This is a genomic window from Burkholderia cepacia (assembly GCF_029962485.1).
In the GTDB taxonomy this organism is placed as follows: Bacteria; Pseudomonadota; Gammaproteobacteria; order Burkholderiales; family Burkholderiaceae; genus Burkholderia.
Genome location: NZ_CP073639.1, coordinates 320,408 through 340,972 on the forward strand (window position 1 = coordinate 320,408; position 20,565 = coordinate 340,972).

Here is a 20,565-nt window from a genome sequence, read left to right on the forward strand (position 1 = left end):
TGTCGTGTGCGCCGATGCTGGCCTGCCGCTATCGCCGGCAGGCCAGCCCCGGCCGCATGACCGCCCGGGTGCGCAACCTGCTCGCCCGGCATTTTTTTGATCGACCCGACTCCTCCCGAATGGAAGCTGCAATGAACGCCGCCCCCGCCTGCCCGCAATGCGCGATGGAAAACACTTACCCGGACGGCACGCTGACCGTCTGCGCCGACTGCGGCCATGAATGGTCGGCCGGTGCCGGCGTCGAAGCGGGTGACGAACCGGCGGGCGACGTCGTCAAGGACGCGAACGGCAACGTGCTGTCGGACGGCGATTCGGTCGTGCTGATCAAGGACTTGCGCGTGAAGGGCTCGTCGATCACGCTGAAGATGGGTACCAAGGTGAAGAGCATCCGGCTCGTCGGCGGCGATCACGAGGTCGACTGCAAGACCGACATGGGCGGCTTCATGCTCAAGGCCTGCTACCTGAAGAAGGTCTGAGCGCCCTCGCGCCCGGCCGTTTCCTTCCGATTGCCCGACCATGATCGACGATCGAGCTTCCTATGACGCGTTCGTCAACTTCCTGGCGACGCCGCTGAACGACGGCCGACCATTCGTGCTGGAGACGCGGGACGCGCTGTCGCTGCACTTCGATCATTTCGGCACGCAGAGCTTCATGTCGCTGCGCGACCCGGTCCGGCTCGAGCTTGGCTATACGCGCGTGATGATGGGCTTTCTGCTGCTGCAGCCCGAGCCCGCGCACGTGTGCATGCTCGGGCTCGGCGGCGGTTCGCTCGCCAAGTATTGCTACCGGCACCTGCCCGGTACGGCGATCGACGCGGTCGAGATCAATCCGGACGTGATCGCACTGCGCGATGTCTTCAGGATTCCTGCCGATGACGCGCGGTTCGCGGTGATATGCGCCGACGGCGCGGATCATGTGAACCGGGCGGACGTCCGGACGGACGTGATCCTGCACGACGCGTTCGTCGCCGACGGCACGCCGGGCCGGTGTACGGGCGCGGCCTTTCTCGACGCGTGCCGCGCGCGCCTGGGCGAAACCGGCGTGCTGGCGATCAACCTGATGGACGACGATCCGGCGCTGCCGCAGCATCTCGAGCAGTTGCGGGCCGTGTTCGGTGCGTCGTATACGCTGGTGCCGTGCGGCGACGACAACAATTTCGTCGCGTTCGCATGGAAGAACGACGACCGGCTGCCGTCATTGCGGATCCTGCTCGAACGCGCGCTCGCGTGTGCGCAGGCCGGCACGCTCAAGCTGGCGGCCACGGCAAGGCGCATGAAGGCAGGGGAGAACATCGATCCGCGGCGGCTGGCGCGGCGAGCGCAATCGCACGGGCGATGGGAGATCGGCGCGTAACCGGTGCGTGATCGCGCCGAGGGCGTGGCCGGTGCGGCCGCGCTTACTTCACGCGTTTGCCGAGCGCGCTCTTGGTCTTGTACGTGACGCCGTGCCGGTCGAGATATTCGCGGATCAATTGCCGCACGACCTGCGATGGCGTGAGATCCTGCTCCGCGCAGAGCATTTCGAAGGCTTCCTTCTTCGCGGGGTCGATCAGGACGGTCAGGCGGGCGGTTTTCGTTTCCATGACGGAGCAAGCGTGGTCGGTATGTTAATCAAATTATAATCGATCCGCCTTCGGTGCCACCGCCGGAATGACGGTTCCCGGGGCCGATCAGCGGCTGCTGCGGAGCAACGCGAGCAGGTCGTCGATGACGGGCACGATCGCGAGCAGCACGAGCACCGCGGCGAGTGGCACCGTCGACACGTAGCCGACATGCTTGAAGCCGATCGCGCCGGCCAGCCCGCCGACAAAGAACGACGCGAGCATCGTCGCGTGGATCCTCAGTTTCGAACGGTTGGCGATCACCGCATGCGCGTCGACGTCGACGGCCGACCGGTTCCAGTAGAACAGCTTCCCGAGCTCGATGCCGAGATCGGTCACGATGCCCGTCATGTGCGTCGTGCGGATCTCCGCACCCGACAGCTTCGTGATCGTCGCGTTCTGCAGCCCCATGATGAAGCACAGCAGCGTCACGGTCACCGGCACGAAGAAGGTTTCCCACAGCGCCAGATGGCTGCCGAGCAGCCCGAACAGGAGCAGCAGCGCGGCCTCGACCAGCAGCGGCAGCATGAACTGGCTCTGCAGGCCGCGGCGGCGCCCCCAGTTGACGAGGATCGCCGAGCAGCTGGCGCCGATCAGGAACGATCCCAGCGAGCTGATGCCGGCCAGTGCCAGCCGTACGTCGCCGAGTGCCGTCTGGTCGGCGATCGCGGACACGATGCCGCTCATGTGCGACGTGTATTGCTTGACCGCGAGAAAGCCGCCGGCATTGGCTGCGCCGGCGACGAACGCCAGCGAAAACCCGAGCTGACGGTTCGCGGTCGCGCTGCGGTGTTTTCCCGTCAGGTTTCGAAAGTACTGCGCTGGCATAAGGGCTCGGCTCAATCGCCGCGGATCGCGGGCACGGACATGAAAACCGGCGCCTGGCGGCAAGGCGGGCACGCTGCCTGCACCGAAGCCCGGGTCTGTCGAATCATGTGATGAACATGATAATGTCATTATCATACTCTGTTAGCCTGATGGGGCTGACAGTACAATGCGAACGGTACGGCCAGCCTGCGGCCTCGCGGCCTGCGTTCGCACTCCCTTCGACCTACCGCTTCATGACTCCGATCAAGTTCATCCTTCGCTACACGGCGATCCCGTTCACGGCCATCGTGGCCGTGGTGCTCTGGACTGTCATACCATCGTCGAAAGAGATCGATGCGAGACAATATGCGGCGCTGTCGCGCGCGTACGCGAGTTTCCCGCTGCCGTTCCGGCACGAGATCTCGGAAGCAATGGACCACGGCCGGATCAACGACCGGCGTTACCAGACGCTCGTGCGCGACTCGCTGGGCAACGGCGTCGCGCTGGACTGGCCCGCGTCGGGCGTCGGCGGCGTCGCCGATGAACGGAATAAACTGGCCGAACTGATTCAGGCCGATTCGGATCTTCAAAGGCAACAGCAATGAAAACCCTGCTGGTTTCCGTGGCATTCGCGATGATCATCGCGAGCCTCATCTTCGCGCTGTATTTCATGAATCACGATCGCGGCAAGTCCAAGCGGATGGCGTGGTCGCTTGCGGCCCGCGTCGGATTGTCGGTCACGCTGTTTCTGTCGCTGCTGATCGCGTACAAGCTCGGCTGGATCGAACCGACCGGGTTGCCGATCGGCCGCTGACGAGGCGCGCCTCGCGGCATGCGGGGCGTTTTCTCCAATGTGAGTTTCGATCCATGATCGTGATATTGTGATAAGAATACTTATCCCGATATCGTTGATGCGAATGAATCCAGTCGGTGACACTGCAGCTTCGGTCGTGCCACCGAAGCATGTATTCGAGCGGCCCGAATCCCGGCCGCCGCTTGAAATGGAGCGTGAACGTCGAGCGCGATACATGGCAGCACGCTGCCAGTGCGTCGACGGTCGAGCGTTGCGCGCGCCGCGCGCGTGGCCATCTATTGGCGCGCGTTCCGAAGCGCGTGGCCCATCTCCGCAATCGGCATCGCGATGATCGAGTTCAGCAGGCGCATTTCCCCGGCGTCGGGGCGCGCGGCGTCGCGCACTTCGTTGAGAGTCTGCGCGACGCTGCGATCGAGCGGTTCGAGAAAGCGCAGAAGCTCGCTTTCGGCGGCCTTCTCCCGGAGCCCGAGCGCGTTGCCGAATGCGACAAGCGCACCCAGGTCGACGTCGGAGAAGCGCGTCGCCGCGCCGAGCGGCATCGTCAGTTCGCAGTGCGGCCAATGATCGCCGCGATGATTGGGCCGGTGCGTGGGCGTGTGATAGACGACCGTGCTGACGATGTCGTAGAACGGTGCGAGCCGGTAGCCTCGCGCATCGACAAAGAACGACAGGTTCTTCAGGTGCGCGTCGCCGTTGCCGACTACCACGTTGAAGATCGTCCAGCGGAATACCGACAGACGTGCGAGTGCGCGTGTGCTGGTCAGTGCGATCGCGCGGCCGAGTTCTTCCGCGTTTGCGCGCTGGTACTTGAAGCCGCGATCGTAGTTCAGCAACTGCATCGCATCGATCGTATGCAGGCGCGCGGCCGGCTCCGATGCGGTATCGCGGTCGAAGCGGTCGATCACGTAGCACGCGGACGGCGCACGCAGGAAATGCACGTCGGGCACGTCGAGACCCATCCGCTTCGCGAGCTTCATGCAGAAGAACTCGTTGATCGCCGAATGCGGATAGCCGGCGGCGCGCATGTCCGGTTTCAGCAGATGCATCGACGGTTCGCTGCCGACCGGCTCGAACAGCGTGTAGTCCGGCGCGTCGCCGCGCAGGATCAGCAGCAACTTCTGCTGTGCGCCGGCCGCCGACATGCGTTTGGGCGCGGTGGCCGTCAGCGCATGTTCGGGCATCGCCTGGATGCGGCGCTCGAGTTCGTCGAGCGGCAACGGCTGCGTGCTGCCGGCTGCTTCCTGCTCGCCTTCGGCGAGCAGCGTAAGCGCGCCGGCCGATTCACGCCCGAAGTACGCGAGCAGGCCCCATGCGTCGGCGGCATCGACCTTGGCCTCACGCGCAAGCGACGTGCGCATGCCTTCTTCCGGCAGCAGGTTGTCGAAGAACCACTGAACCGGGCGATCGGTCGAGGTGTCGGTGAAGGTGCCGGCGCGCAGCGGGAAGGCGGGTGACAGCGGGTACGCGCGCGGCGATGCCAGCCACTGTGCGTCGTACGTGAACGACCAGACGCCTTTGTCGTCGGTCAGCGTGCCCATGCGCAGCCCGTTCGCGGATGCGGTCAGCGTTCTAGTCGCCATGACGGCTCCTGCGGCGTTGCGCCGCCTTCAGCATGTTTGCCGCCGAAATCTCGATGGACGATTGCGCGAGCAGGCTGATGCCCAGTTCGCCGAGCAGCAGCAGGATCTTCCCGATTTGCGCGGTGGGTTTCCCGGCTTCCACCTGGCTGATGAATTTCGGCGAGAGCCCCGTGGCGTTCGCGAGTTCGTCACGCGTGAACCCCTGCTGGAGCCGTGCCGCGCGGATGAGGTTGGCGAGTGCGCCGATCGTGCTGACGGGCAGGATCTCCTGCATGACGTCCTCCGTGCTTCGTATCTGATCGGGAACAGTATTGCACAACTCGCCGGAGCGGGCGGCAGTTAGTTTCCGTACGGATACGAATTGATCGCATAGGTAACGAAATGCCTTTTTCGTTCCCGATCGGGAACCAGAGACGATGAGCCGACGATCGACGACATGTTCGTATCCGGATGGATATGCGATGGGCCGACTGAATGTCCCGGCGGGGGCAGCGCATGTCGCCACGATTAGAATGACCGACGCACATCCTTTCATTCCGTGGCCCGTCACCGGGTCGACACGCGCCCATGAACTTACAAGAACTCGAAGAACTGATGCGAAGCCTGTTCGAGGATGAGAGCCTCGATGATTTCGGAACAAGCGACTACAGCCTCACGTTCGTCGTGCCCGGCAAGGTCAAGGACGTCAAGGCTGCGTTGCTGACCCGCACGGACCCGGCCGGATGGAGCGGCGAATCGGTGCACTGGTTCTACCGGAACGATGCCGACGACTGGGCGCTGTATCTGCGCGCGGTTCCGCATGCGGTGTTCTGCATCGCGACCGTACAGTCGATGCATGCGCAGCACATGCAGAAACACCTGGACGCATCGGCCGTCACGCCGGAGCAGCAGGCGATCTACGACGCAGAGGAAGCGCAGCGCCGGCAGGAGGCCGAAGCGCGGCAGCGTCGCGACACGCGGACAGCGCCGCTGGCGCCGCTCGGCGGGCCGTTCCATACCGATGGCGAACGCATATGGGCGCGCGTCGGCAGCGGGCATCGCTATCACGCGCTCAACCATTTCGATCTCGGCAGCTTCCGGCATCTGGTCGACAACTTTGCGGTCGATGCATCGGGGCTGCGCTATTACGCGGCCGGCGCCGCGTCCCGCAACGACGACGCGGGCGAAGGGCTCATCGCCGACGGCGATGCGGCCACGCTGGAATCGCTCGGTGGCGACTGGTATTGCGATGCACGGCAGGCGTACTACTTCGATCGCGACATTCACAATCCTGATCGCGGCCAGTGCCATCTGACCGTGGTCAAGGCCGATGTGGCCAGCTTCACGCATATCGGCGGCGCGTACGCACGGGATGCGAAGCACCTGTTCTGTGCAGGCGTGCGCAAGCGCGGCATCGACGATCCGGCCGGTGTGGCCGGCCTCGGCTATCGCTATGCGCGGCTCGGCGGGCAGATTCTTTACGACGGCAAGATCGTGGACAAGCCGGGGCGTATCGACGTCGAAACGGCACGCGCCGTTTTTCACGACGTACTGATCGATGCGAATGGCCACCTGCTATGGGGGAAGAACTACCGCAAGCCGTTGCCGGGGATCGACGTGCCAAGCCTGCGTTTCCTGAACTGGTCGTTCGCGGTCGACGACCAGCGCGTCTACTACCGCACGAATGCGAACCTGGCCGTGTGCGAAGGCGTCGATCGCGCAAGCGTGGAGGCCGTGCCGCCGTCGGGGATCCGCGACAGGCACGGAGCGATCGAGCTCCGCTATCCGGACGGCATCGCACGAGTCCCGGCGCCGCCGACGGAATCCTGAGGGGCGTGAACGGCGGGTTTCGTGCGTCGGGCAATCGCGAGTGGCTGGGCCGTATGTATGCGCTCGGCGAGTTCTGCGCATTCGTGCTGACGTCGCTCGCGGCGCCGACGCGCATTGGCCGCGACCGGTTGTTCGACACGCTCGAGCGCGTGACCGTGCGTCGCTGGGGCATCCAGCACTGACGCGACGGCGGTGCGCGACCAATCCCGGCGCACGCATAACAAAAGCTGAAATCGGCTTTTCACGTGTGCCGGATGCGTCCCTATACTTTGCGAAGCCGCGATCGCGCCACGCCGCGACGCTCCCGCTCTTCTCGCACAAGGATTTTCCCGATGACTGCCCGTGATGCCGTCGATCCGCGCGACGCGTTGCGCGACGCGCTTGCCACGCTGCCCGATCTCGCGAACGCGATCGGTCAGGATGCCGCGCAACGCGAGGCGCGCCGCGAACTGCCGTTCGAGGGTTTCGCGATCTTTCGGCGCTCGGCGCTGGGTGCGCTGCGGATTCCGGTGGAACGTGGCGGCCTCGGCGGCACGCTGGTCGATCTGTTCGACACGATCGCGACACTGGCCGCCGCCGATTCGAATCTCGCGCACGCGCTGCGCATTCACTACGACCAGACCGAGACGCTGCGGCTGTCGCCGCGCACGCCGTTCAACGACGTGCAGCTCGAACGCGTGCTGGCCGGCGCGATCTTCGGCGGCGCGTCGACCGAACTCGGCACGTCGCGGCCGGGCGAGAACACGACCGTGCTGCGCCGGGACGGCGATCACTATCGGTTGACGGGCCGCAAGTACTATTCGACGGGTACCGCATTTTCGGATTTCGCGCGCATCAACGTGGAAGACGAGCGGGGCGACGCGTTGGCCGTGATCGTTCCCGTCGCGCGCGACGGCTTGCAGGTGCTCGACGACTGGGACGGGATGGGGCAGCGCATGACGGCGAGCGGCAGCCTGCTGCTCGAGAACGTGCAGGTGTTCGCGGACGAAGTGGCCGCACGCGACGGCTCGACGCTCGTCGGCCGCCATTGCGGCGCGCTGCGGCAGTTGCATCTCGTCGCGACGGGCGCGGGCATCGTGCGCAACGTGGTGGCCGATGCCCGCCGCTACGTGCTCGCGCACGGACGTCCGGCGCTGCACAGCCCGGCGCCGACCGCGCGCGACGATCATTTCGTCCAGCAAGTCGTCGGCGAGCTGTCGGCGCACAGCCACGCGATCGATGCGCTCGTCCGCGAAAACGCGCGGGCGCTCGATCGCTCCGCCGACGCGATCGAAGCAGGCGACGCCGAAGCGCATGCGCATGTGCTCGACAGCGCGCTCGCGACCGCGCGAACGCAACTGATCGTCAGCAAGCTCGCGCTGCACGCGGCTGAGCGGCTGTTCGAAGTCGGCGGCGCGTCGGCGACCGCGCGCGCACACAACTTCGACCGGCACTGGCGCAACCTGCGCACGATCTTCAGTCACAACCCGCTACTGCACAAGGCGCGCGTGATCGGTGACTACGCGCTGAACGGCGTGACGACGCACCTGACCGAAGGGCGCGTGTTCTGACCGCGCCGTGGCAGGCTGCCGCGGCCGGACCTCAGCGCCGCAGGCCGGCTTCACGCAGCAGCGGCAGCACGCGTTCGCCGAAGAAGTCGAGATCGGGCTTGAAGTCGTAGAAGCTCAACTGGATGCCGTCGATGCCGGCGCGGTGCAGCCGCACGATGGTGTCGGCGACTTCATCGGGCGAACCGGTGATCGAGATGTTGCCGCCGATCGCGCGCGCCGCGGCCTGCGAACGCTGGTCGAAGCCGCCGCGCCACGCATGCGCATCGCTGTCGAAGCGGTGGAAGCTGCCTTCGTCCGCATGCGCGACGATCGCGTCGCGGTACGCGCGCGCCTCCACCGCCGTCTCGCGGCAGATCACGAGCGGATTGAGCAGCGTGCGGATGGTCCGGCCGTGCGCGGCAGCGGCCGCCTTGACGCGAGCGGTATGCGCGGGCAGCGCGTCGATCGCACGTTCGGCGTCGGGGCCGGCCGGGCTCGTGACGAACACAATGTCGGAATAGCGCGCGGCGAATTCGATGCCGGCGTCGGAGCCCGTTGCGTTGATCAGCAACGGGCGGCCGTAGCGCGGCTTCGGCGTCACGAATGCGCCGCCCAGGCGCCAGCTCGACAGCGCCGGCGCATAGCTGAAGTTGTCCGGTTGCGCCCACAACTGCTGGACCGCGTCGAGGAATTCGGCAGCCAGCGCGTAGCGTTGGTCGTGTTCGATTCGGCTCCAGCCGAACATCTCGTGTTCGACCGCGCGGTGGCCCGTCACGACGTTGATGCCCCAGCGCCCGCGCGAGATGTGATCGAGCGTCGCGGAGAATTTCGCGAAATGCAGCGGATGCCACGGCCCGTAGAGCACGTGGCTCGTCGCGACGAGGATGATCCGTTCGGTGCGCGCGGTCAGCGCGGCCAGCGTCATGAACGAGTCGAGCGCGTGGCCGTCGAACACGCCGCCGTAGCCGCCTTTCGGCAACCACTGCGACAGCGCGAACACGAGATCGAAGCCGAGCGCCTCGGCGCGCGCGACCAGGTCGGCGTTGTAGTCGAACGTCCAGTCGGTCGAACGCGGCAAGGTCGACGCACTCCATCCGCCGGCCTGGATCGGCAGGAACAGCCCGAGCATCAGCGGTTGCGCGAGTGCTCGCGATACGGGGCTGTCGGGGAAATCCGCCGGCGAACGGACGTCGACGAACGGCGACGGCGCGAGCGGGGCGGCGAGGGCGATGTCGCTCATGGCAGGCTCCTGGCGAGGATTGCGCACGCCGGGCCGGCCCACGACGACGGGCACGAAGCCGGTGCGGGTCGCCATCTACGCAGGCGGCCGCGCGCGGGGAAACGGACATTCTCGGCAACCGGGCACGGCGCGGCAAACAACGAATCCCGCTTTGCTTATCGTGCCGTGCCCGTTACGCGTGCCGTCAGAATTTCACGCGCAGCCCGCTGACGAATGCGAGCTGCCGGTTCGTCGACGACGCGCTGCCGATGTTCGAGATCGCCGCGATCTTGCGATAGCCGCCCGACGTGGCCGTGCTCGCATCGCCGGCCGCGAGCTGGTAGATGCCCGACACGTAGATATCGGTGCGCTTCGACAGCGCATAGTCGAACCCGAGTGTGAACTGGTGCCAACGCGGCTTCAGCGTCTGGCCGCCGGTGCCCGGCAGGCCGCTCGCGCGCCCGTCGGTGAACGTATAGACGCCGATCAGCGTGGCGGCCGGCGTGATCTGGTAGCGCGCGTTCACGTCGTAGTTGTTGAACTTGCGCGACGAGCCATCGACATAGTCGAGCTGCGTATGGCTCCATGCGAAGCCGAGCGTCGCGCGGCCGAGCGCGTAGTTCGCGCCGAGTGCGCCGATCTGCTGCTTGAGCACGCCGCCGTTCAGCCCGTAGAAGAATGCGCCGCTGTAGTCGTTGCCGGTGGTCGAGGTCGCGCCGCCCACCGCGCCGCTCGTGTTCGACGTCGAGTTCGGGTGGTTGAACCGCACATAGCCGCCGCCGACCGACAGCGGGCCGTTCACGTAGTTCGCCGACGCGCCCCATGCGTTGTTGTTCGAGAATCCCGTGCCCGCACCGCCGTTCGCCTGGTTGCTGAATGCATAGAGCAGGTCGGCCGTGAAGCCGGCGATCGTGTCGCTGCGGAACTTCACCGCGTTGTTCAGCCGGAAGCTCTGGTTCAGGTTGTCGTTGTCGCCCACGTGCGTGGCCGGCGACCAGAAGCCGGCGCCCGAGTACTGCGCGACGAGGTCGGTGATCGGCTCGTACTGGCGGCCGAACGTCAGCGTACCGAGGCCCTTTTTTCCGAGGCCCACGTACGCGGAGCGGCCGAACAGGCGGCCGCCCTGGCCGAGCCCGCCGTCGCTCGGGCGGAAGCCGCTTTCGAGCGTGAAGACCGCCTGCAGGCCGCCACCGAGATCTTCCGCGCCTTTCAGGCCCCAGCGGCTGCCGCTCAGCTTGCCGCTCGTCTGCTGGATGTTGCTTGCGCCGCCCTGGTTGTTCGTATACGCGATACCGGCGTCGACGACGCCGTACAACGTGACCGAACTCTGTGCGTACGCACTGACGGAACCGATCGAAACCAAACCCAGGACTACCGATTTTTTGATCATGACTATCCTCTGTTTTTATGGGTACGTCTGTGAGGATCACGATGCTATTGACGACGGGTGCGCCGACGAACGGTCGATCCGTGGTTTGTAAATCGCTGCGCGGCCGATTTGTAATGTGCGTTGCCGTCGGCCCGGCATGTTCGTCGCGATCGCGTCCGGCGCGCACGCCGCGGCGAATGCATCGCACGGACGGCGTACGCCGGGCGCCGGAAACCCGTGCACGCCGTCATATCGATCGATGAAATCGTTCGATGTCCGCAGCACATGCGGCCGCGATCGCGATGTTTTTACGCAACGCCCGCTTTGCGACGAGCCACCGTTGCGCTAAGCGTGCCCGCATATCGATTCCGCAAAACGTTGGTAGGGCCACGCGAAACGTGACGGTAGAGTCGGGCATCCGGTCGCGGGCCGGCATGCTCCGGGAACGGCAGCGCACGCAAGCGCGTTCATACCGGATGGGTGGATCAACGAACACAGGAGCCGTTTGAGATGAGTCGCGATGTGCTGTTTCTGCTGGAACCGGGCTTTGCCGATCCGAAGCATCCGGGTCAACGCTTCGTCTGTCCGCACGGACTGTCGATCGAAGGGTTGCTGGCCAGTGCCCCCGATCGTGCCGGCCGCCTGGACGTGAAGCGCGTCGGCTTCGAGCGGCCGCGGCCCGCGGTGATCGACGCGCTCGACGATGCGCACCAGGGCCTGCCGGTCCTCGTACTCGGTCGCGACCAGCCGGCGCCGGACGACGCGCAGACGCTCGGCGACGTGCGCTTCGTCACCGACGCGCGCCGTATCCTCGCGCTGCTGGCTGAACGCCACGGATTTCCGGCGCTGCATTGACGCGACGGCCCCAACGACTCATTCGATCGACAGGAGCACCCGATGTCGTCTATCTCGGCGGCACGCCGCCGCCTGCTGCTCGCCGGCGCCGCGATTGCGGCGGCGCCCCTGGCCGGGAGGTCGGTGTTCGCGGCGCCGGCCGTCAACACCGATCTCGCCGGCACGACGTTGCGCGTCGCGACCTACAAGGGCGGCTGGCGTGCGCTGCTGCAGGCGGCCGGGCTCGGCGACACGCCGTACCGGATCGACTGGCGCGAGCTGAACAACGGCGTGCTGCATATCGAGGCGCTCAATGCGGATGCACTCGATATCGGTTCGGGTAGCGAAATACCCGCGGTGTTCGCCGCGCGCCAGAAAGCCAATGTGCGGTTCATTTCGCGGGTGCGCGAAGACCTGAACAACCAGGTCACGCTCGCACGCAAGGACACGCCGATCCGTGGTATCGCCGACCTGAAGGGCAAGCGCGTTGGTTACGTGCGCGCGACGACGTCGCACTATTTCCTGTATCGCCAGCTGACGGAGGCCGGCCTCGGTTTCGACGATATCCAGCCGATTAACCTGTCGCCGACCGACGGACTATCCGCGTACGATCGCGGCGACATCGACGCGTGGGCGATCTACGGCTATAACGGTCAGCTCGCACGCAATCGCTACGGTGCGCGCGTGCTGAAGACGGGGAAGGGCTATCTGTCGGGCAATTTCCCGGTGTACGCGAACCCGCGCACACTCGACGATGCGCGCCGTCGAGCGGCCACCGGCGATCTGCTGCTGCGGTTCCGGCACGCGTATGCGTGGGCGAACGGGCATTTTCGCGACTACGCGCTCGCGCAGAACCGCGAGACGCGCGTGCCGGTTGCCGATCTCGTCACGATGTTCGACCGGCGCAGCGAAGACTTTGCGTTGCTACCGGTGACGGCCGACGTGGTCGCGCAGCATCAACAGGTGGCGGATGTGTTCGCCCGGATCGGCGTGCTCGACGGGCCGGCCAACGTCGCGCCGTTGTGGGATACGTCGTTCAATCCGGTGGTTGCGGCGGGGTGATGCAGCGCCGCGAGACGATGCCCGTGTGAACGGGCGATGCTTCGGACCCGATGCGGGCTGCGTCGAGCGATCGGGCGTGCGGAATCAGGAGAACGTCGTCGCGACCATGATGCCGAATACCAGCCCGAGCGCGATCCCGCTGAGCCGGCCGTAAATCGACGCGCGAACATTGTCGTCGAGCTCGAAAGGCGAGCGCTTGTGCTTCCAGATCGTGCTGAATGCCACCGGGCGGGTGAGCAGCGCGATGCACGCGATCAGCACCGGCGTGGCGACGAGCATCGCGATGCGCTGCCCGTTCCAGTCGACGCCGTGCATGGCCAGCGAAACCAGCGCGGCAAGCGGCACCTCGACGCACAGGCCGAGCAACGAGCCGCTGACGAATGAATCTCCCGGAGACTGGAACATGATCGGTCCTGGCGTTCGAATGAAACCGGCGCCTGGTTCGGGCTGCCGATAGAAAAAACCGTGGCCGTTGCCTGCGGCCGGTCGACCGTGTTCGGCATCAGCGAGGATGACGGCCGGATGGTAAGGCAAATTGCCGGCCGGTTGTCGGTCATTCAAGCTATTTAACAAAAGTACGGAGCAATGACGTGCTTTTGTGCCACATCGGGATAGCGCGTCGTGGTAATAATCGGACCTCGTGTTGCCGTGGGCAGCGCCGGTGCGATCGACTTCGCGATGGCGATACTGTTCCGGCACGAAAATGTGACCGTCGTCGGGTTGCCACGGGGGCAGAACCCGTTCCGGGCGGCGCACCGCGTCGCGCGAGTCGATGGCGATCGCGAAGCGCCACCCATCCAGTCGAACATGAATCAGATCAATGCTACGGGCAACGATGCGCAACGCGTCGACGCGGCGCACGCGGCGTTTGCGGCCGGGGTTGCCGCGCATCATGCCGGTCGGGCAGTCGATGCCATCCGCCATTACCGCGCAGCGATTTCGCTGCACCCCGATCATGCGGAGGCGCTGAACAATCTCGGTATCCTGCTCGAAGCCGACGGCCATGCCGGCGACGCGGAACACTGTTACCGCCGGGCCGTCGGGATTCGCGCCGACTACGTGGATGCCTGCTGCAATCTCGGTCTGTTGCTTCACGACGAACGGCGCCTCGATGAAGCCGAGGCTTGCTACCGCCGCGTACTGGCGATGAAACCCGATCATGGTCCGGTGCTGCGCAGGTTGGGATTGCTGCTGCGGTTCACGGGTCGCCATGCCGAAGCCGAAACCGCGTTTCGCGAGGCCATCGCCATTCGTCCGGACGATGCTGCGGCGCATGTGGATCTGGCCGCCTTGCTTCAGGAAAGCGGGCAATTCGCAGCGGCGGAGCAGCATTATCTGGCGTCGCTCGCGTACGCGCCCAACGACGTGGTGTCGCTGAACAAGCTGGGCACCTTGCTGAACACGCTCGAACGGCTGCCGGAAGCCGAGACCTGTTTCCGGCGCGCGCTTTCGCTGAAACCCGACTATCGCGACGCGCGGGGCAATCTCGGCAACGTGCTGTTTGCCCAGCAGCGATACGGTGAAGCCGAAGCGTGTTACCGCGAAACGCTCGCGCACGATCCGTCGTTTGCGGAGGTGTGGAACAACCTGGGGCGCTTGCTGCATGACGCCGGTCGGCTCGACGAGGCCGCCGACGCGCTGAGACACGCACTGACGCTTGATCACGATCGCGTACCGACCCTGTTCAATCTGAGCCTGGTGCTGCTGGCGATGGGGCAGTACGAAGCAGGCTGGCGGCATTACGAGGCGCGTTTTCAGTTTTCCTCGCAGTGGGGCGATGCTTCGTCGTATCGCGTTCTGGCAAACCTGCCGGCACCGCTCTGGCAGGGCGAACCCCTCGACGGAAAATCGCTTGTCGTGTGGCCCGAGCAGGGGTTCGGCGATGTCGTGCAATTCGCGCGCTACCTGCCGCGGCTCAAACAGCGCGGATTGTCGACGCTGACGGTCGTGTGTCCGGCCGCGTTGACGAGCCTGATTGCGACGGTCGACGGTGTGGATCGTTGTATCGGGCTCGACGAGGCAGCGGCGCTTCCGGCGCACGATTACGCGATCGCGATCATGAGTCTTCCGTTGCGGTGCGGAACGACGCTCGACACGATACCCGCGGCGGTCCCCTATCTGCATGTGCCTGCGCCGCTCGTCGAACACTGGCGGAGCAGCGTCCCCGAAGGAGGATTGAAGGTCGGGTTGGTCTGGGCTGGCGATCCGCGCCCCGATCAGGCGCAGGCACACGCGACGGACCGCCGCCGCTCGCTTCCGGCGAGCGCGTATTTGCCGCTGCTGCAGATGCCGGGGGTGAGCTTCGTGAGCTTGCAGAAGGGCGAAACGACCCGCCGGCAGATCGACACGATTCCGTCGTCGCTGCGTCCCGTCGATCCGATGGAGCACGTGCGCGACTTCGCGGACACGGCGGCGATCATCGCGCATCTGGATCTCGTGATTACTGTCGATACGTCGGTGGCGCACGTGGCGGGCGCATTGGGTAAGCCGGTCTGGATCCTGTCGCGCTTCGACGGCTGCTGGCGCTGGTTGGCCGATCGCGACGATTCGCCGTGGTATCCGCAGGCGCGGCTGTTCCGGCAATCGGAGCCGGGGCGGTGGAGTGATGTTGTCGAGCGTGTGGCGGGGGCCCTCGAGCACCTTCGTGCCGAACGGGAATTGATGAAGCGGCCTATCTATTTTTGTAAGTCATGGTTCCGTGCCAAGAAGCGGCCGACGGAGATTTGGTCTGAGGAGCAAGCCAGGTCGGCTTACGTCAATGGCCAACTTTACACGGTTCTTGTGGACTCCGTTGAGCGGCCATATTGTTTTCTTGAAGTAACAGCCAAGGCGATCGGACTTGGTTTTCTTGACGATTTGTTGAGGGAATCACTTTCATACGACTTCCAGGAAGTTGAGCCCGGTAAGCTATTCCTATCGATGGCCACTTATCGAGAATTTGACGGCCGTACGGATAGGGTGATAAGTGGGACATCATATATATTTGCTCGTGATGGTGGCGTCACGATACGTCGAGAATTTTTCGATCCGCACCGGATTGAGACTGCCACGTCGTCGGCCGACGTGAGGCCTAATTATTCCGCTGTACCTGAGTTCGGCGAGTACGGTGACTTAGTTCGTGTGGAGCGCGGATAAAAGGGGATGGCGTAACACATTTGGACGACAACGCCCGCTTCTGCGGGCGTTGTTGCATCTGCGCTCGAGTCTCAGAAGAGCTGTTTGGCGACACGCCGTCGCTCGTCGTCATCGAGGCGCATAACGCGAATTCCGTCGACCGCGTGACGCAGCCAGTCGTCTGCAATAGTGCGATGCGCGTCGTTCGCGGCGGCGGCCGGCGAGGCAGGTAATTGCCGAATTCCGGCGCTGGCCGTCCCGCCGTCGTCGGTCCTGTTTGCAGTGTAAATCTCGTGTTGGACCAAAACGCACCCCCCCCTTGAAATCGCACAGACATGACGTACGTCCCAACCTGCGTGCAAAACGCGCCGGCACGCGCCGCGGGCAATACAATGGTTTCGCCTCATTCGAGGACAACGCCCGGTTACTTGTCTCTCCCCGCTCGGGCAAGAACCGGTAGCTCGTCGGCGAAAACATCGCGCCGACGAGGTAGTATTTGCGGGTTGGATATTCCCCGACGCATGGCGAGGGGGGCGAATCGGCGCGGCGGCTTGGACGAAAAGGGCGGCCTTGCTTGCTTGTTCACACTTTGACTTCGACACCTCCTGCCCCAGTTGTGTTCAAATTACCGCAATCGTCAGGAGGCCACTATGTTTTCGGAGCAGCGCCCTACATCGTTCATTCTTGCAGCGACCAACCACGGTCCGCTGATCGTCAACCGCAACGATTACGCGATGGTCGACGGACGACCTTGCTATGGTGTCGGTTTTAACCTGCTCGAAACGGGCTCGTTCGACGGATCGGAGGTTGAATTCTTACTGTCGCTGCTGCGCGTTCAGCGACAGCGGTTAGGCGACGGCGTTGTATTCCTCGATTGCGGCGCTAATATCGGCGTATTTTCAATAGAGGCCGGTCGCATGATGACGCGATGGGGGACAGTGCATGCCTTCGAGCCGCAGGACTTCATTTTTTATGCTCTAGCCGGCAACATTGCCCTAAACAATCTTTTTAATGTTCAGGCGCATTGCGTTGCGCTCGGCGCGACAAATGAAATCATCACGATCCCGAGCGTGGACTACACCCGGCCTGGTTCGTACGGCAGTCTCGAGATCAAGGAGCCCGCGACGCCGATGCTGTCGATCGGGCAATCCGTCGATTACTCACCGGAGATCGGACGACAAGTTCGTCAGATCACTCTTGATGGTTTGAACCTGAAAAGGGTCGACCTGCTGAAGATTGATGTTGAATCGATGGAGATCGATGTATTGATGGGTGCGCGCTCAATCATCAAGACATTTCGGCCATTGATCTGGGTGGAGATTCTCAAGTCCGACGCGCAGCGCATCAAGGATCTGCTCGGGGAGTACGACTACCGCTTTTTCGACGCGGGCCTCAACATGCTTGCGGTGCCAGCCGATGACAGCGAGCTACTCAAGCGCTTCTGGGTGAATGAGGAAAACGTTCTATTTGTTACAGTGTGACGTTTATTTCTCACTGTAGCGTTGCGGCGCAGGTGATGCTGCGGAAGGGCGTTATCACATAAATCGAGCGCAATGACGAAGTGAGGTTCATGTTTTCGACTTTAGGCGATGTGAATGAACTGCGGGCGCACAAAATGTTGATCGCTCGCGACGCACTGAAAAGATCGGTCGTACGATTCACTGAGGAATAACGCACGGAACTGGGCCAGGCTTGCGCGGGCAGAGGCGATTAAAACTAGCGCAGATTCTCGCCCAGGTTCATGGTCCATGGGAAAGTATCGGGGGTCAAATTTTGACAGTTTTTAACCGCTCGGAAAAAGGCGAGGGCGGTATGATCTCAGTCGCTACTTGATGAGCACTCCGGAGACCCAATGAGTTCCGCACGATCACTCCACATCGGCATCACAATCGGCCTTCACCACGCCACCGAGAGCCTTTGGGTCAACGGCATCAAGCAGAACGCCCTGTACCTGATGAAGCTCTTTCAACACTCGCCGCTTGGTCATCAGGTCACGCTCGTCAACACAACGAGCATCAAGGTCTCGTCCGATCTTCCGTGGGATCTCGAGCAGTTTCCGGTGTGTTCCTTCGACGACGCGAAAGATTCGCTCGACGTTCTTATCGAGCTCGGCGGGCAAATCGATCAGCAGCAAACCGCGTATCTGCAGGCGCGTGGCACGAAAGTCGTGAGCTACTGTTGCGGTCCCGAATACGTGCACATGATGCAAGCCATGATTTTCGGCAGGCGGCATGCTGAAACGGTATTCATCAACGAGCGTTACGACCAGGTGTGGATCATCCCGCAAGTCGTCGATACCAGCGCCGGCTTCTTCAGCGTATTGCGGCGCCAGCCTGTTCGCGAGGTACCGTTCGTCTGGGATCCGATCTGCGTGGAAGAACGATCGGCCGCGCTCCCGCATCGCGGGGAGTATCGCCCGACCGGACAACCGAAGCGGTTGTCCGTCATGGAGCCGAATATCGACGTCACCAAGTTTTGCCTCTACCCGATCTTGATCGCGGAATTGGGTTACCGGAAGCTCGGCGAAAAAATATCCTATGTGCATGCGACGAACACGGAGCATCTTGCAAAAGGCAGCCCGGAATTCATCGGCGTTGCGCATCATCTGGATCTTGTGCGAGATTCGAAAATAAGCTTCGTCGGGTACCACAATACGCCTCAGTTTCTTTCGGAATTCACCGACATCGTCATCTCCCATCAATCAGGGCTTGCGTTGAATTATTTTTATTTCGACGTTTGCTGGAACGGTTACGCGCTGGTTCATAACGCCGACCTCTGTCGCGAGTTGGGCTACTTTTATAGTAAAAACGATGTGGATGAGGGCTGTCGGCAACTCGAGCGAGCGATCGAATTTCACGACGGGAGTTGGCAAGATTATCGAAATCAGCAACGAGAAAGGATCGGGCGATTTTTGTCCACCAATCCGAAGCAGATCGAAGCGTATGACAAGTTGCTTCTCGGGCTTTTTTGAGTGAATTCGATCGTCGCGCTTCAGGAAACGTTGCGTCCGCTCGTGGCATCAGGTGCCGAGCGCAGACGGACAAATACTACGGCACCATCCCGGAAGCCGCCTGTATGGCACGCGCGCGCCAGAGGATACATGATGCCTGACCGCATGGCCGACCATCCGGTCAACCGCATAGAAGCGCTGCTGCCGTGGCGCGCGGCGCCATCGCTGCTGTCTATTGCTTGCGTTAAGCCCAGCCGATAACGAATGGAATAACGGCCGGCAAATCCTCGTCGAGGCGGGGCATCAACGCGATTCCCCCGCAGCGATCACCCTATCGCGTCATTGCCAGCCAAAGCATCGGCCATCTCCAATACTGGCCTGCTCCAGTCACCTAGTGTTGCTTGCCGATATAGCTGCATGGACCTGTACCACGGCGTATCGCGATGGCTGTTGTACCAGCGTTCGTCGCATGCCGCCGACAGCAACACCCATACTGGCCGTCCAAGCGCTCCAGCGAGGTGGGCCGGCCCCGTATCCACCGTGATCAGCAAGTCCAGCTCATTGAGAATGACGGCCGTATCGCCGAGATCGCGCAACTCGTCGCCGATGATGCCAACGCCGTGTTCATCCAGCAGCGCACGCTCTTCGTCGGTGATCTTGCCAAACTGTAGCGCATGAAAGCGGCATGCCGACGAACTGAACAATGGGGCGAGTTGCTGCAGCGAGATTGACCGATACGGTTCATGACGCACCGCAGTATTGCTGCGCCAGATCAAGCCTATCTCGCGAACCCCGTTGCGTCGATTGCGGAAAGCGTCAGCTGCAAGCGTTGCCATTGCTCGTCCAGCCGGCGCATGTACATAGGCTTCCGCCCAGCTTGGGAAGTATTGCGTTTTTTGATACCGGACAAAGAGATCGAAGGTACTGATGATGCAATCACTTTGGTCAATTGCATCGCCGGCATTCTCGACGATTGTGATCCAGTCATAGGAGGCGAATATCGGCGCCAGTATGGCTGGTGCCTGTAATGTGATAGTCGCCGCACCTTCGTCCCGTAACAAATGCAAGTACCGGGAAAACATGATCACATCGCCCAGGCCACCTTCCTGAATGATGAGTACCCGTTTCCCGGTGGCAGATTCGTCAAATCGAAGTAGTTTGTTGACAATTCGCCGGAACTCGCTGGTATGGGCCGGATAAATATTTGAAACCACACCGGCTTGCCCCCACGCATCGCGCGACCTGCGATTGAGGGCGTGGGCCTCGTGAAACCGACCTTGAGCGTATTGCGAGATCACGAGTTCAGCTTTCAAGGCTCGCCGATCAGGTTCGTGGTGGAGCGCCGAGAGCGATTGAATCAATAGTGTCTCGGCCTGCGAAAAAAGGCCGAGGAGGTTCATGTCAATACCGATCTGCGCGCGAAAAAATGGATCTTCAACCCGGTCTGCGAGTTCTTTCAGTACCCGTATGGCTTCTTCTGCGTGACCGGAAAGTCTGAGCGCCCGACACAGCGCGAGCCCGGCGCTCGCGGATCTGTCGCGGAGGTAGGTCTTGTATGCGCTGTCGAGCGCGGGTTGGTCGCTTGTCACTTTCCCCCCCGGAGAAGTGCGATCCCTTTGTATGGGCGAATAACGTGTGGTTGCCTTCGAAATCTCGCGTGTCCGGAATCAATTCATCCGGAGCCGATCAATTAAGGATTGTCGAGAGGTAATCCGTGTGGCGTGCGGTAAATGTCAGGCAGTGTAGCAAACTGATTCAGCGTTCGAGCGGGTTTTGGAAAGGAATATGGAAGGGTATGCGGTTACGAGGTGGGGCTATCGTTGTCGCACGCGGCGCAGAAGAGAAATGAAGGGGCGTCTATTTCAGGCAAAGTCGGAA

At 63.1% G+C, this 20,565-nt stretch carries 20 protein-coding genes; 12 read left to right on the forward strand and 8 right to left on the reverse strand.

What is annotated here, in order from left to right; genetic code table 11:
* Window positions 1-131: 131 nt before the first annotated feature.
* A complete protein-coding gene (locus KEC55_RS32590; RefSeq protein WP_282512897.1) occupies window positions 132-476 on the forward strand; it encodes a zinc ribbon domain-containing protein YjdM in 345 nt (114 codons plus the stop codon).
* A 40-nt stretch (window positions 477-516) separates the two neighbouring features.
* Window positions 517-1,353 carry a spermidine synthase gene (locus KEC55_RS32595; RefSeq protein WP_282512899.1) on the forward strand — a complete coding sequence of 279 codons (837 nt, stop codon included), beginning with the start codon at window positions 517-519 and terminating at the stop codon, window positions 1,351-1,353.
* Window positions 1,354-1,396: 43 nt separating this feature from the next.
* Here the strand turns inward: KEC55_RS32595 and KEC55_RS32600 are convergent, their stop codons facing one another.
* Together KEC55_RS32600 and KEC55_RS32605 are read right to left on the reverse strand one after the other, a co-directional pair.
* Window positions 1,397-1,582, reverse strand: coding sequence for a ribbon-helix-helix protein, CopG family (locus KEC55_RS32600; protein WP_021158209.1), 186 nt, complete (start codon window positions 1,580-1,582; stop codon window positions 1,397-1,399).
* Window positions 1,583-1,669: 87 nt separating this feature from the next.
* Window positions 1,670-2,428 (reverse strand): YoaK family protein, encoded by a 759-nt coding sequence (locus KEC55_RS32605; RefSeq protein ID WP_176049823.1) that lies wholly within the window; start codon window positions 2,426-2,428, stop codon window positions 1,670-1,672.
* Window positions 2,429-2,661: 233 nt separating this feature from the next.
* Between KEC55_RS32605 and KEC55_RS32610 the strand changes: the two genes are divergently transcribed.
* Both KEC55_RS32610 and KEC55_RS32615 read left to right on the forward strand, forming a co-directional pair.
* On the forward strand, window positions 2,662-3,012 hold the full coding sequence (locus KEC55_RS32610; protein WP_282513081.1) for a hypothetical protein: 351 nt from the start codon (window positions 2,662-2,664) through the stop codon (window positions 3,010-3,012).
* Complete coding sequence (locus tag KEC55_RS32615; RefSeq protein ID WP_006489184.1) at window positions 3,009-3,221, forward strand: twin transmembrane helix small protein; 213 nt, start codon at window positions 3,009-3,011, stop codon at window positions 3,219-3,221. Before KEC55_RS32610 ends, KEC55_RS32615 begins: the two co-directional genes overlap by 4 nt.
* 275 nt (window positions 3,222-3,496) lie before the next feature.
* Here the strand turns inward: KEC55_RS32615 and KEC55_RS32620 are convergent, their stop codons facing one another.
* Together KEC55_RS32620 and KEC55_RS32625 are read right to left on the reverse strand one after the other, a co-directional pair.
* Window positions 3,497-4,801 (reverse strand): HipA domain-containing protein, encoded by a 1,305-nt coding sequence (locus KEC55_RS32620; RefSeq protein WP_282512904.1) that lies wholly within the window; start codon window positions 4,799-4,801, stop codon window positions 3,497-3,499.
* Window positions 4,791-5,075 (reverse strand): helix-turn-helix domain-containing protein, encoded by a 285-nt coding sequence (locus tag KEC55_RS32625; RefSeq protein WP_282512906.1) that lies wholly within the window; start codon window positions 5,073-5,075, stop codon window positions 4,791-4,793. The genes KEC55_RS32620 and KEC55_RS32625 overlap by 11 nt, the downstream gene beginning before the upstream one ends.
* A 293-nt stretch (window positions 5,076-5,368) precedes the next feature.
* On the opposite strand from KEC55_RS32625, the gene KEC55_RS32630 reads away from it, so the two are divergent.
* The 3 genes from KEC55_RS32630 to KEC55_RS32640 all read left to right on the forward strand — a co-directional run bounded on the left by KEC55_RS32630 (window position 5,369) and on the right by KEC55_RS32640 (window position 8,160).
* Window positions 5,369-6,610, forward strand: coding sequence for a DKNYY domain-containing protein (locus tag KEC55_RS32630; RefSeq protein ID WP_282512908.1), 1,242 nt, complete (start codon window positions 5,369-5,371; stop codon window positions 6,608-6,610).
* Between the two features lie 5 nt (window positions 6,611-6,615).
* Window positions 6,616-6,792 (forward strand): hypothetical protein, encoded by a 177-nt coding sequence (locus KEC55_RS32635; protein ID WP_282512910.1) that lies wholly within the window; start codon window positions 6,616-6,618, stop codon window positions 6,790-6,792.
* A gap of 150 nt (window positions 6,793-6,942) precedes the next feature.
* Window positions 6,943-8,160, forward strand: coding sequence for an acyl-CoA dehydrogenase family protein (locus tag KEC55_RS32640; protein WP_282512912.1), 1,218 nt, complete (start codon window positions 6,943-6,945; stop codon window positions 8,158-8,160).
* A gap of 31 nt (window positions 8,161-8,191) precedes the next feature.
* On the opposite strand, the gene KEC55_RS32645 is transcribed toward KEC55_RS32640, so the two are convergent.
* Together KEC55_RS32645 and KEC55_RS32650 are read right to left on the reverse strand one after the other, a co-directional pair.
* A complete protein-coding gene (locus KEC55_RS32645; RefSeq protein ID WP_282512914.1) occupies window positions 8,192-9,379 on the reverse strand; it encodes an LLM class flavin-dependent oxidoreductase in 1,188 nt (395 codons plus the stop codon).
* A gap of 184 nt (window positions 9,380-9,563) precedes the next feature.
* The gene (locus tag KEC55_RS32650; RefSeq protein WP_282512916.1) at window positions 9,564-10,748 is read right to left on the reverse strand and encodes a porin; all 1,185 of its coding nucleotides are present in this window, start codon (window positions 10,746-10,748) and stop codon (window positions 9,564-9,566) included.
* Window positions 10,749-11,237: 489 nt separating this feature from the next.
* Here KEC55_RS32650 and KEC55_RS32655 point away from each other — a divergent pair, with 489 nt between their 5' ends.
* Together KEC55_RS32655 and KEC55_RS32660 are read left to right on the forward strand one after the other, a co-directional pair.
* On the forward strand, window positions 11,238-11,582 hold the full coding sequence (locus KEC55_RS32655; protein ID WP_176049800.1) for a DUF3088 domain-containing protein: 345 nt from the start codon (window positions 11,238-11,240) through the stop codon (window positions 11,580-11,582).
* A gap of 42 nt (window positions 11,583-11,624) precedes the next feature.
* Window positions 11,625-12,623, forward strand: coding sequence for an ABC transporter substrate-binding protein (locus KEC55_RS32660; RefSeq protein WP_282512919.1), 999 nt, complete (start codon window positions 11,625-11,627; stop codon window positions 12,621-12,623).
* A gap of 84 nt (window positions 12,624-12,707) precedes the next feature.
* On the opposite strand, the gene KEC55_RS32665 is transcribed toward KEC55_RS32660, so the two are convergent.
* Entirely contained in the window at window positions 12,708-13,484 is a 777-nt protein-coding gene (locus tag KEC55_RS32665; RefSeq protein ID WP_282512921.1) for a hypothetical protein, read from the reverse strand.
* Between KEC55_RS32665 and KEC55_RS32670 the strand changes: the two genes are divergently transcribed.
* The 3 genes from KEC55_RS32670 (at window position 13,431) to KEC55_RS32680 (ending at window position 18,708) form a co-directional block, all read left to right on the forward strand.
* Window positions 13,431-15,758 (forward strand): tetratricopeptide repeat protein, encoded by a 2,328-nt coding sequence (locus tag KEC55_RS32670; RefSeq protein WP_282512923.1) that lies wholly within the window; start codon window positions 13,431-13,433, stop codon window positions 15,756-15,758. The two genes, KEC55_RS32665 and KEC55_RS32670, sit on opposite strands and share 54 nt — an antisense overlap.
* Before the next feature lie 629 nt (window positions 15,759-16,387).
* Window positions 16,388-17,218 (forward strand): FkbM family methyltransferase, encoded by an 831-nt coding sequence (locus tag KEC55_RS32675; RefSeq protein ID WP_282512925.1) that lies wholly within the window; start codon window positions 16,388-16,390, stop codon window positions 17,216-17,218.
* 371 nt (window positions 17,219-17,589) lie between these two features.
* Complete coding sequence (locus tag KEC55_RS32680; protein ID WP_282512927.1) at window positions 17,590-18,708, forward strand: DUF2827 domain-containing protein; 1,119 nt, start codon at window positions 17,590-17,592, stop codon at window positions 18,706-18,708.
* Between the two features lie 305 nt (window positions 18,709-19,013).
* Here KEC55_RS32680 and KEC55_RS32685 read toward each other — a convergent pair whose 3' ends face one another.
* Window positions 19,014-20,276 carry a glycosyltransferase family 9 protein gene (locus tag KEC55_RS32685; protein ID WP_282512929.1) on the reverse strand — a complete coding sequence of 421 codons (1,263 nt, stop codon included), beginning with the start codon at window positions 20,274-20,276 and terminating at the stop codon, window positions 19,014-19,016.
* Window positions 20,277-20,565: the final 289 nt, after the last annotated feature.

What these genes read in the sequence shown, in the direction of transcription:
- KEC55_RS32610 (WP_282513081.1), top strand. Translation starts at nt 2,662, where the DNA reads ATGACTCCGATCAAGTTCATCCTTCGCTACACGGCGATCCCGTTCACG.
- KEC55_RS32660 (WP_282512919.1), top strand. Translation starts at nt 11,625, where the DNA reads ATGTCGTCTATCTCGGCGGCACGCCGCCGCCTGCTGCTCGCCGGCGCC.
- KEC55_RS32680 (WP_282512927.1), top strand. Translation starts at nt 17,590, where the DNA reads ATGAGTTCCGCACGATCACTCCACATCGGCATCACAATCGGCCTTCAC.
- KEC55_RS32650 (WP_282512916.1), bottom strand. Translation starts at nt 10,748, where the DNA reads ATGATCAAAAAATCGGTAGTCCTGGGTTTGGTTTCGATCGGTTCCGTC.
- KEC55_RS32655 (WP_176049800.1), top strand. Translation starts at nt 11,238, where the DNA reads ATGAGTCGCGATGTGCTGTTTCTGCTGGAACCGGGCTTTGCCGATCCG.
- KEC55_RS32625 (WP_282512906.1), bottom strand. Translation starts at nt 5,075, where the DNA reads ATGCAGGAGATCCTGCCCGTCAGCACGATCGGCGCACTCGCCAACCTC.
- KEC55_RS32630 (WP_282512908.1), top strand. Translation starts at nt 5,369, where the DNA reads ATGAACTTACAAGAACTCGAAGAACTGATGCGAAGCCTGTTCGAGGAT.
- KEC55_RS32675 (WP_282512925.1), top strand. Translation starts at nt 16,388, where the DNA reads ATGTTTTCGGAGCAGCGCCCTACATCGTTCATTCTTGCAGCGACCAAC.
- KEC55_RS32615 (WP_006489184.1), top strand. Translation starts at nt 3,009, where the DNA reads ATGAAAACCCTGCTGGTTTCCGTGGCATTCGCGATGATCATCGCGAGC.
- KEC55_RS32600 (WP_021158209.1), bottom strand. Translation starts at nt 1,582, where the DNA reads ATGGAAACGAAAACCGCCCGCCTGACCGTCCTGATCGACCCCGCGAAG.
- KEC55_RS32605 (WP_176049823.1), bottom strand. Translation starts at nt 2,428, where the DNA reads ATGCCAGCGCAGTACTTTCGAAACCTGACGGGAAAACACCGCAGCGCG.
- KEC55_RS32640 (WP_282512912.1), top strand. Translation starts at nt 6,943, where the DNA reads ATGACTGCCCGTGATGCCGTCGATCCGCGCGACGCGTTGCGCGACGCG.
- KEC55_RS32590 (WP_282512897.1), top strand. Translation starts at nt 132, where the DNA reads ATGAACGCCGCCCCCGCCTGCCCGCAATGCGCGATGGAAAACACTTAC.
- KEC55_RS32595 (WP_282512899.1), top strand. Translation starts at nt 517, where the DNA reads ATGATCGACGATCGAGCTTCCTATGACGCGTTCGTCAACTTCCTGGCG.
- KEC55_RS32620 (WP_282512904.1), bottom strand. Translation starts at nt 4,801, where the DNA reads ATGGCGACTAGAACGCTGACCGCATCCGCGAACGGGCTGCGCATGGGC.
- KEC55_RS32670 (WP_282512923.1), top strand. Translation starts at nt 13,431, where the DNA reads ATGAATCAGATCAATGCTACGGGCAACGATGCGCAACGCGTCGACGCG.
- KEC55_RS32645 (WP_282512914.1), bottom strand. Translation starts at nt 9,379, where the DNA reads ATGAGCGACATCGCCCTCGCCGCCCCGCTCGCGCCGTCGCCGTTCGTC.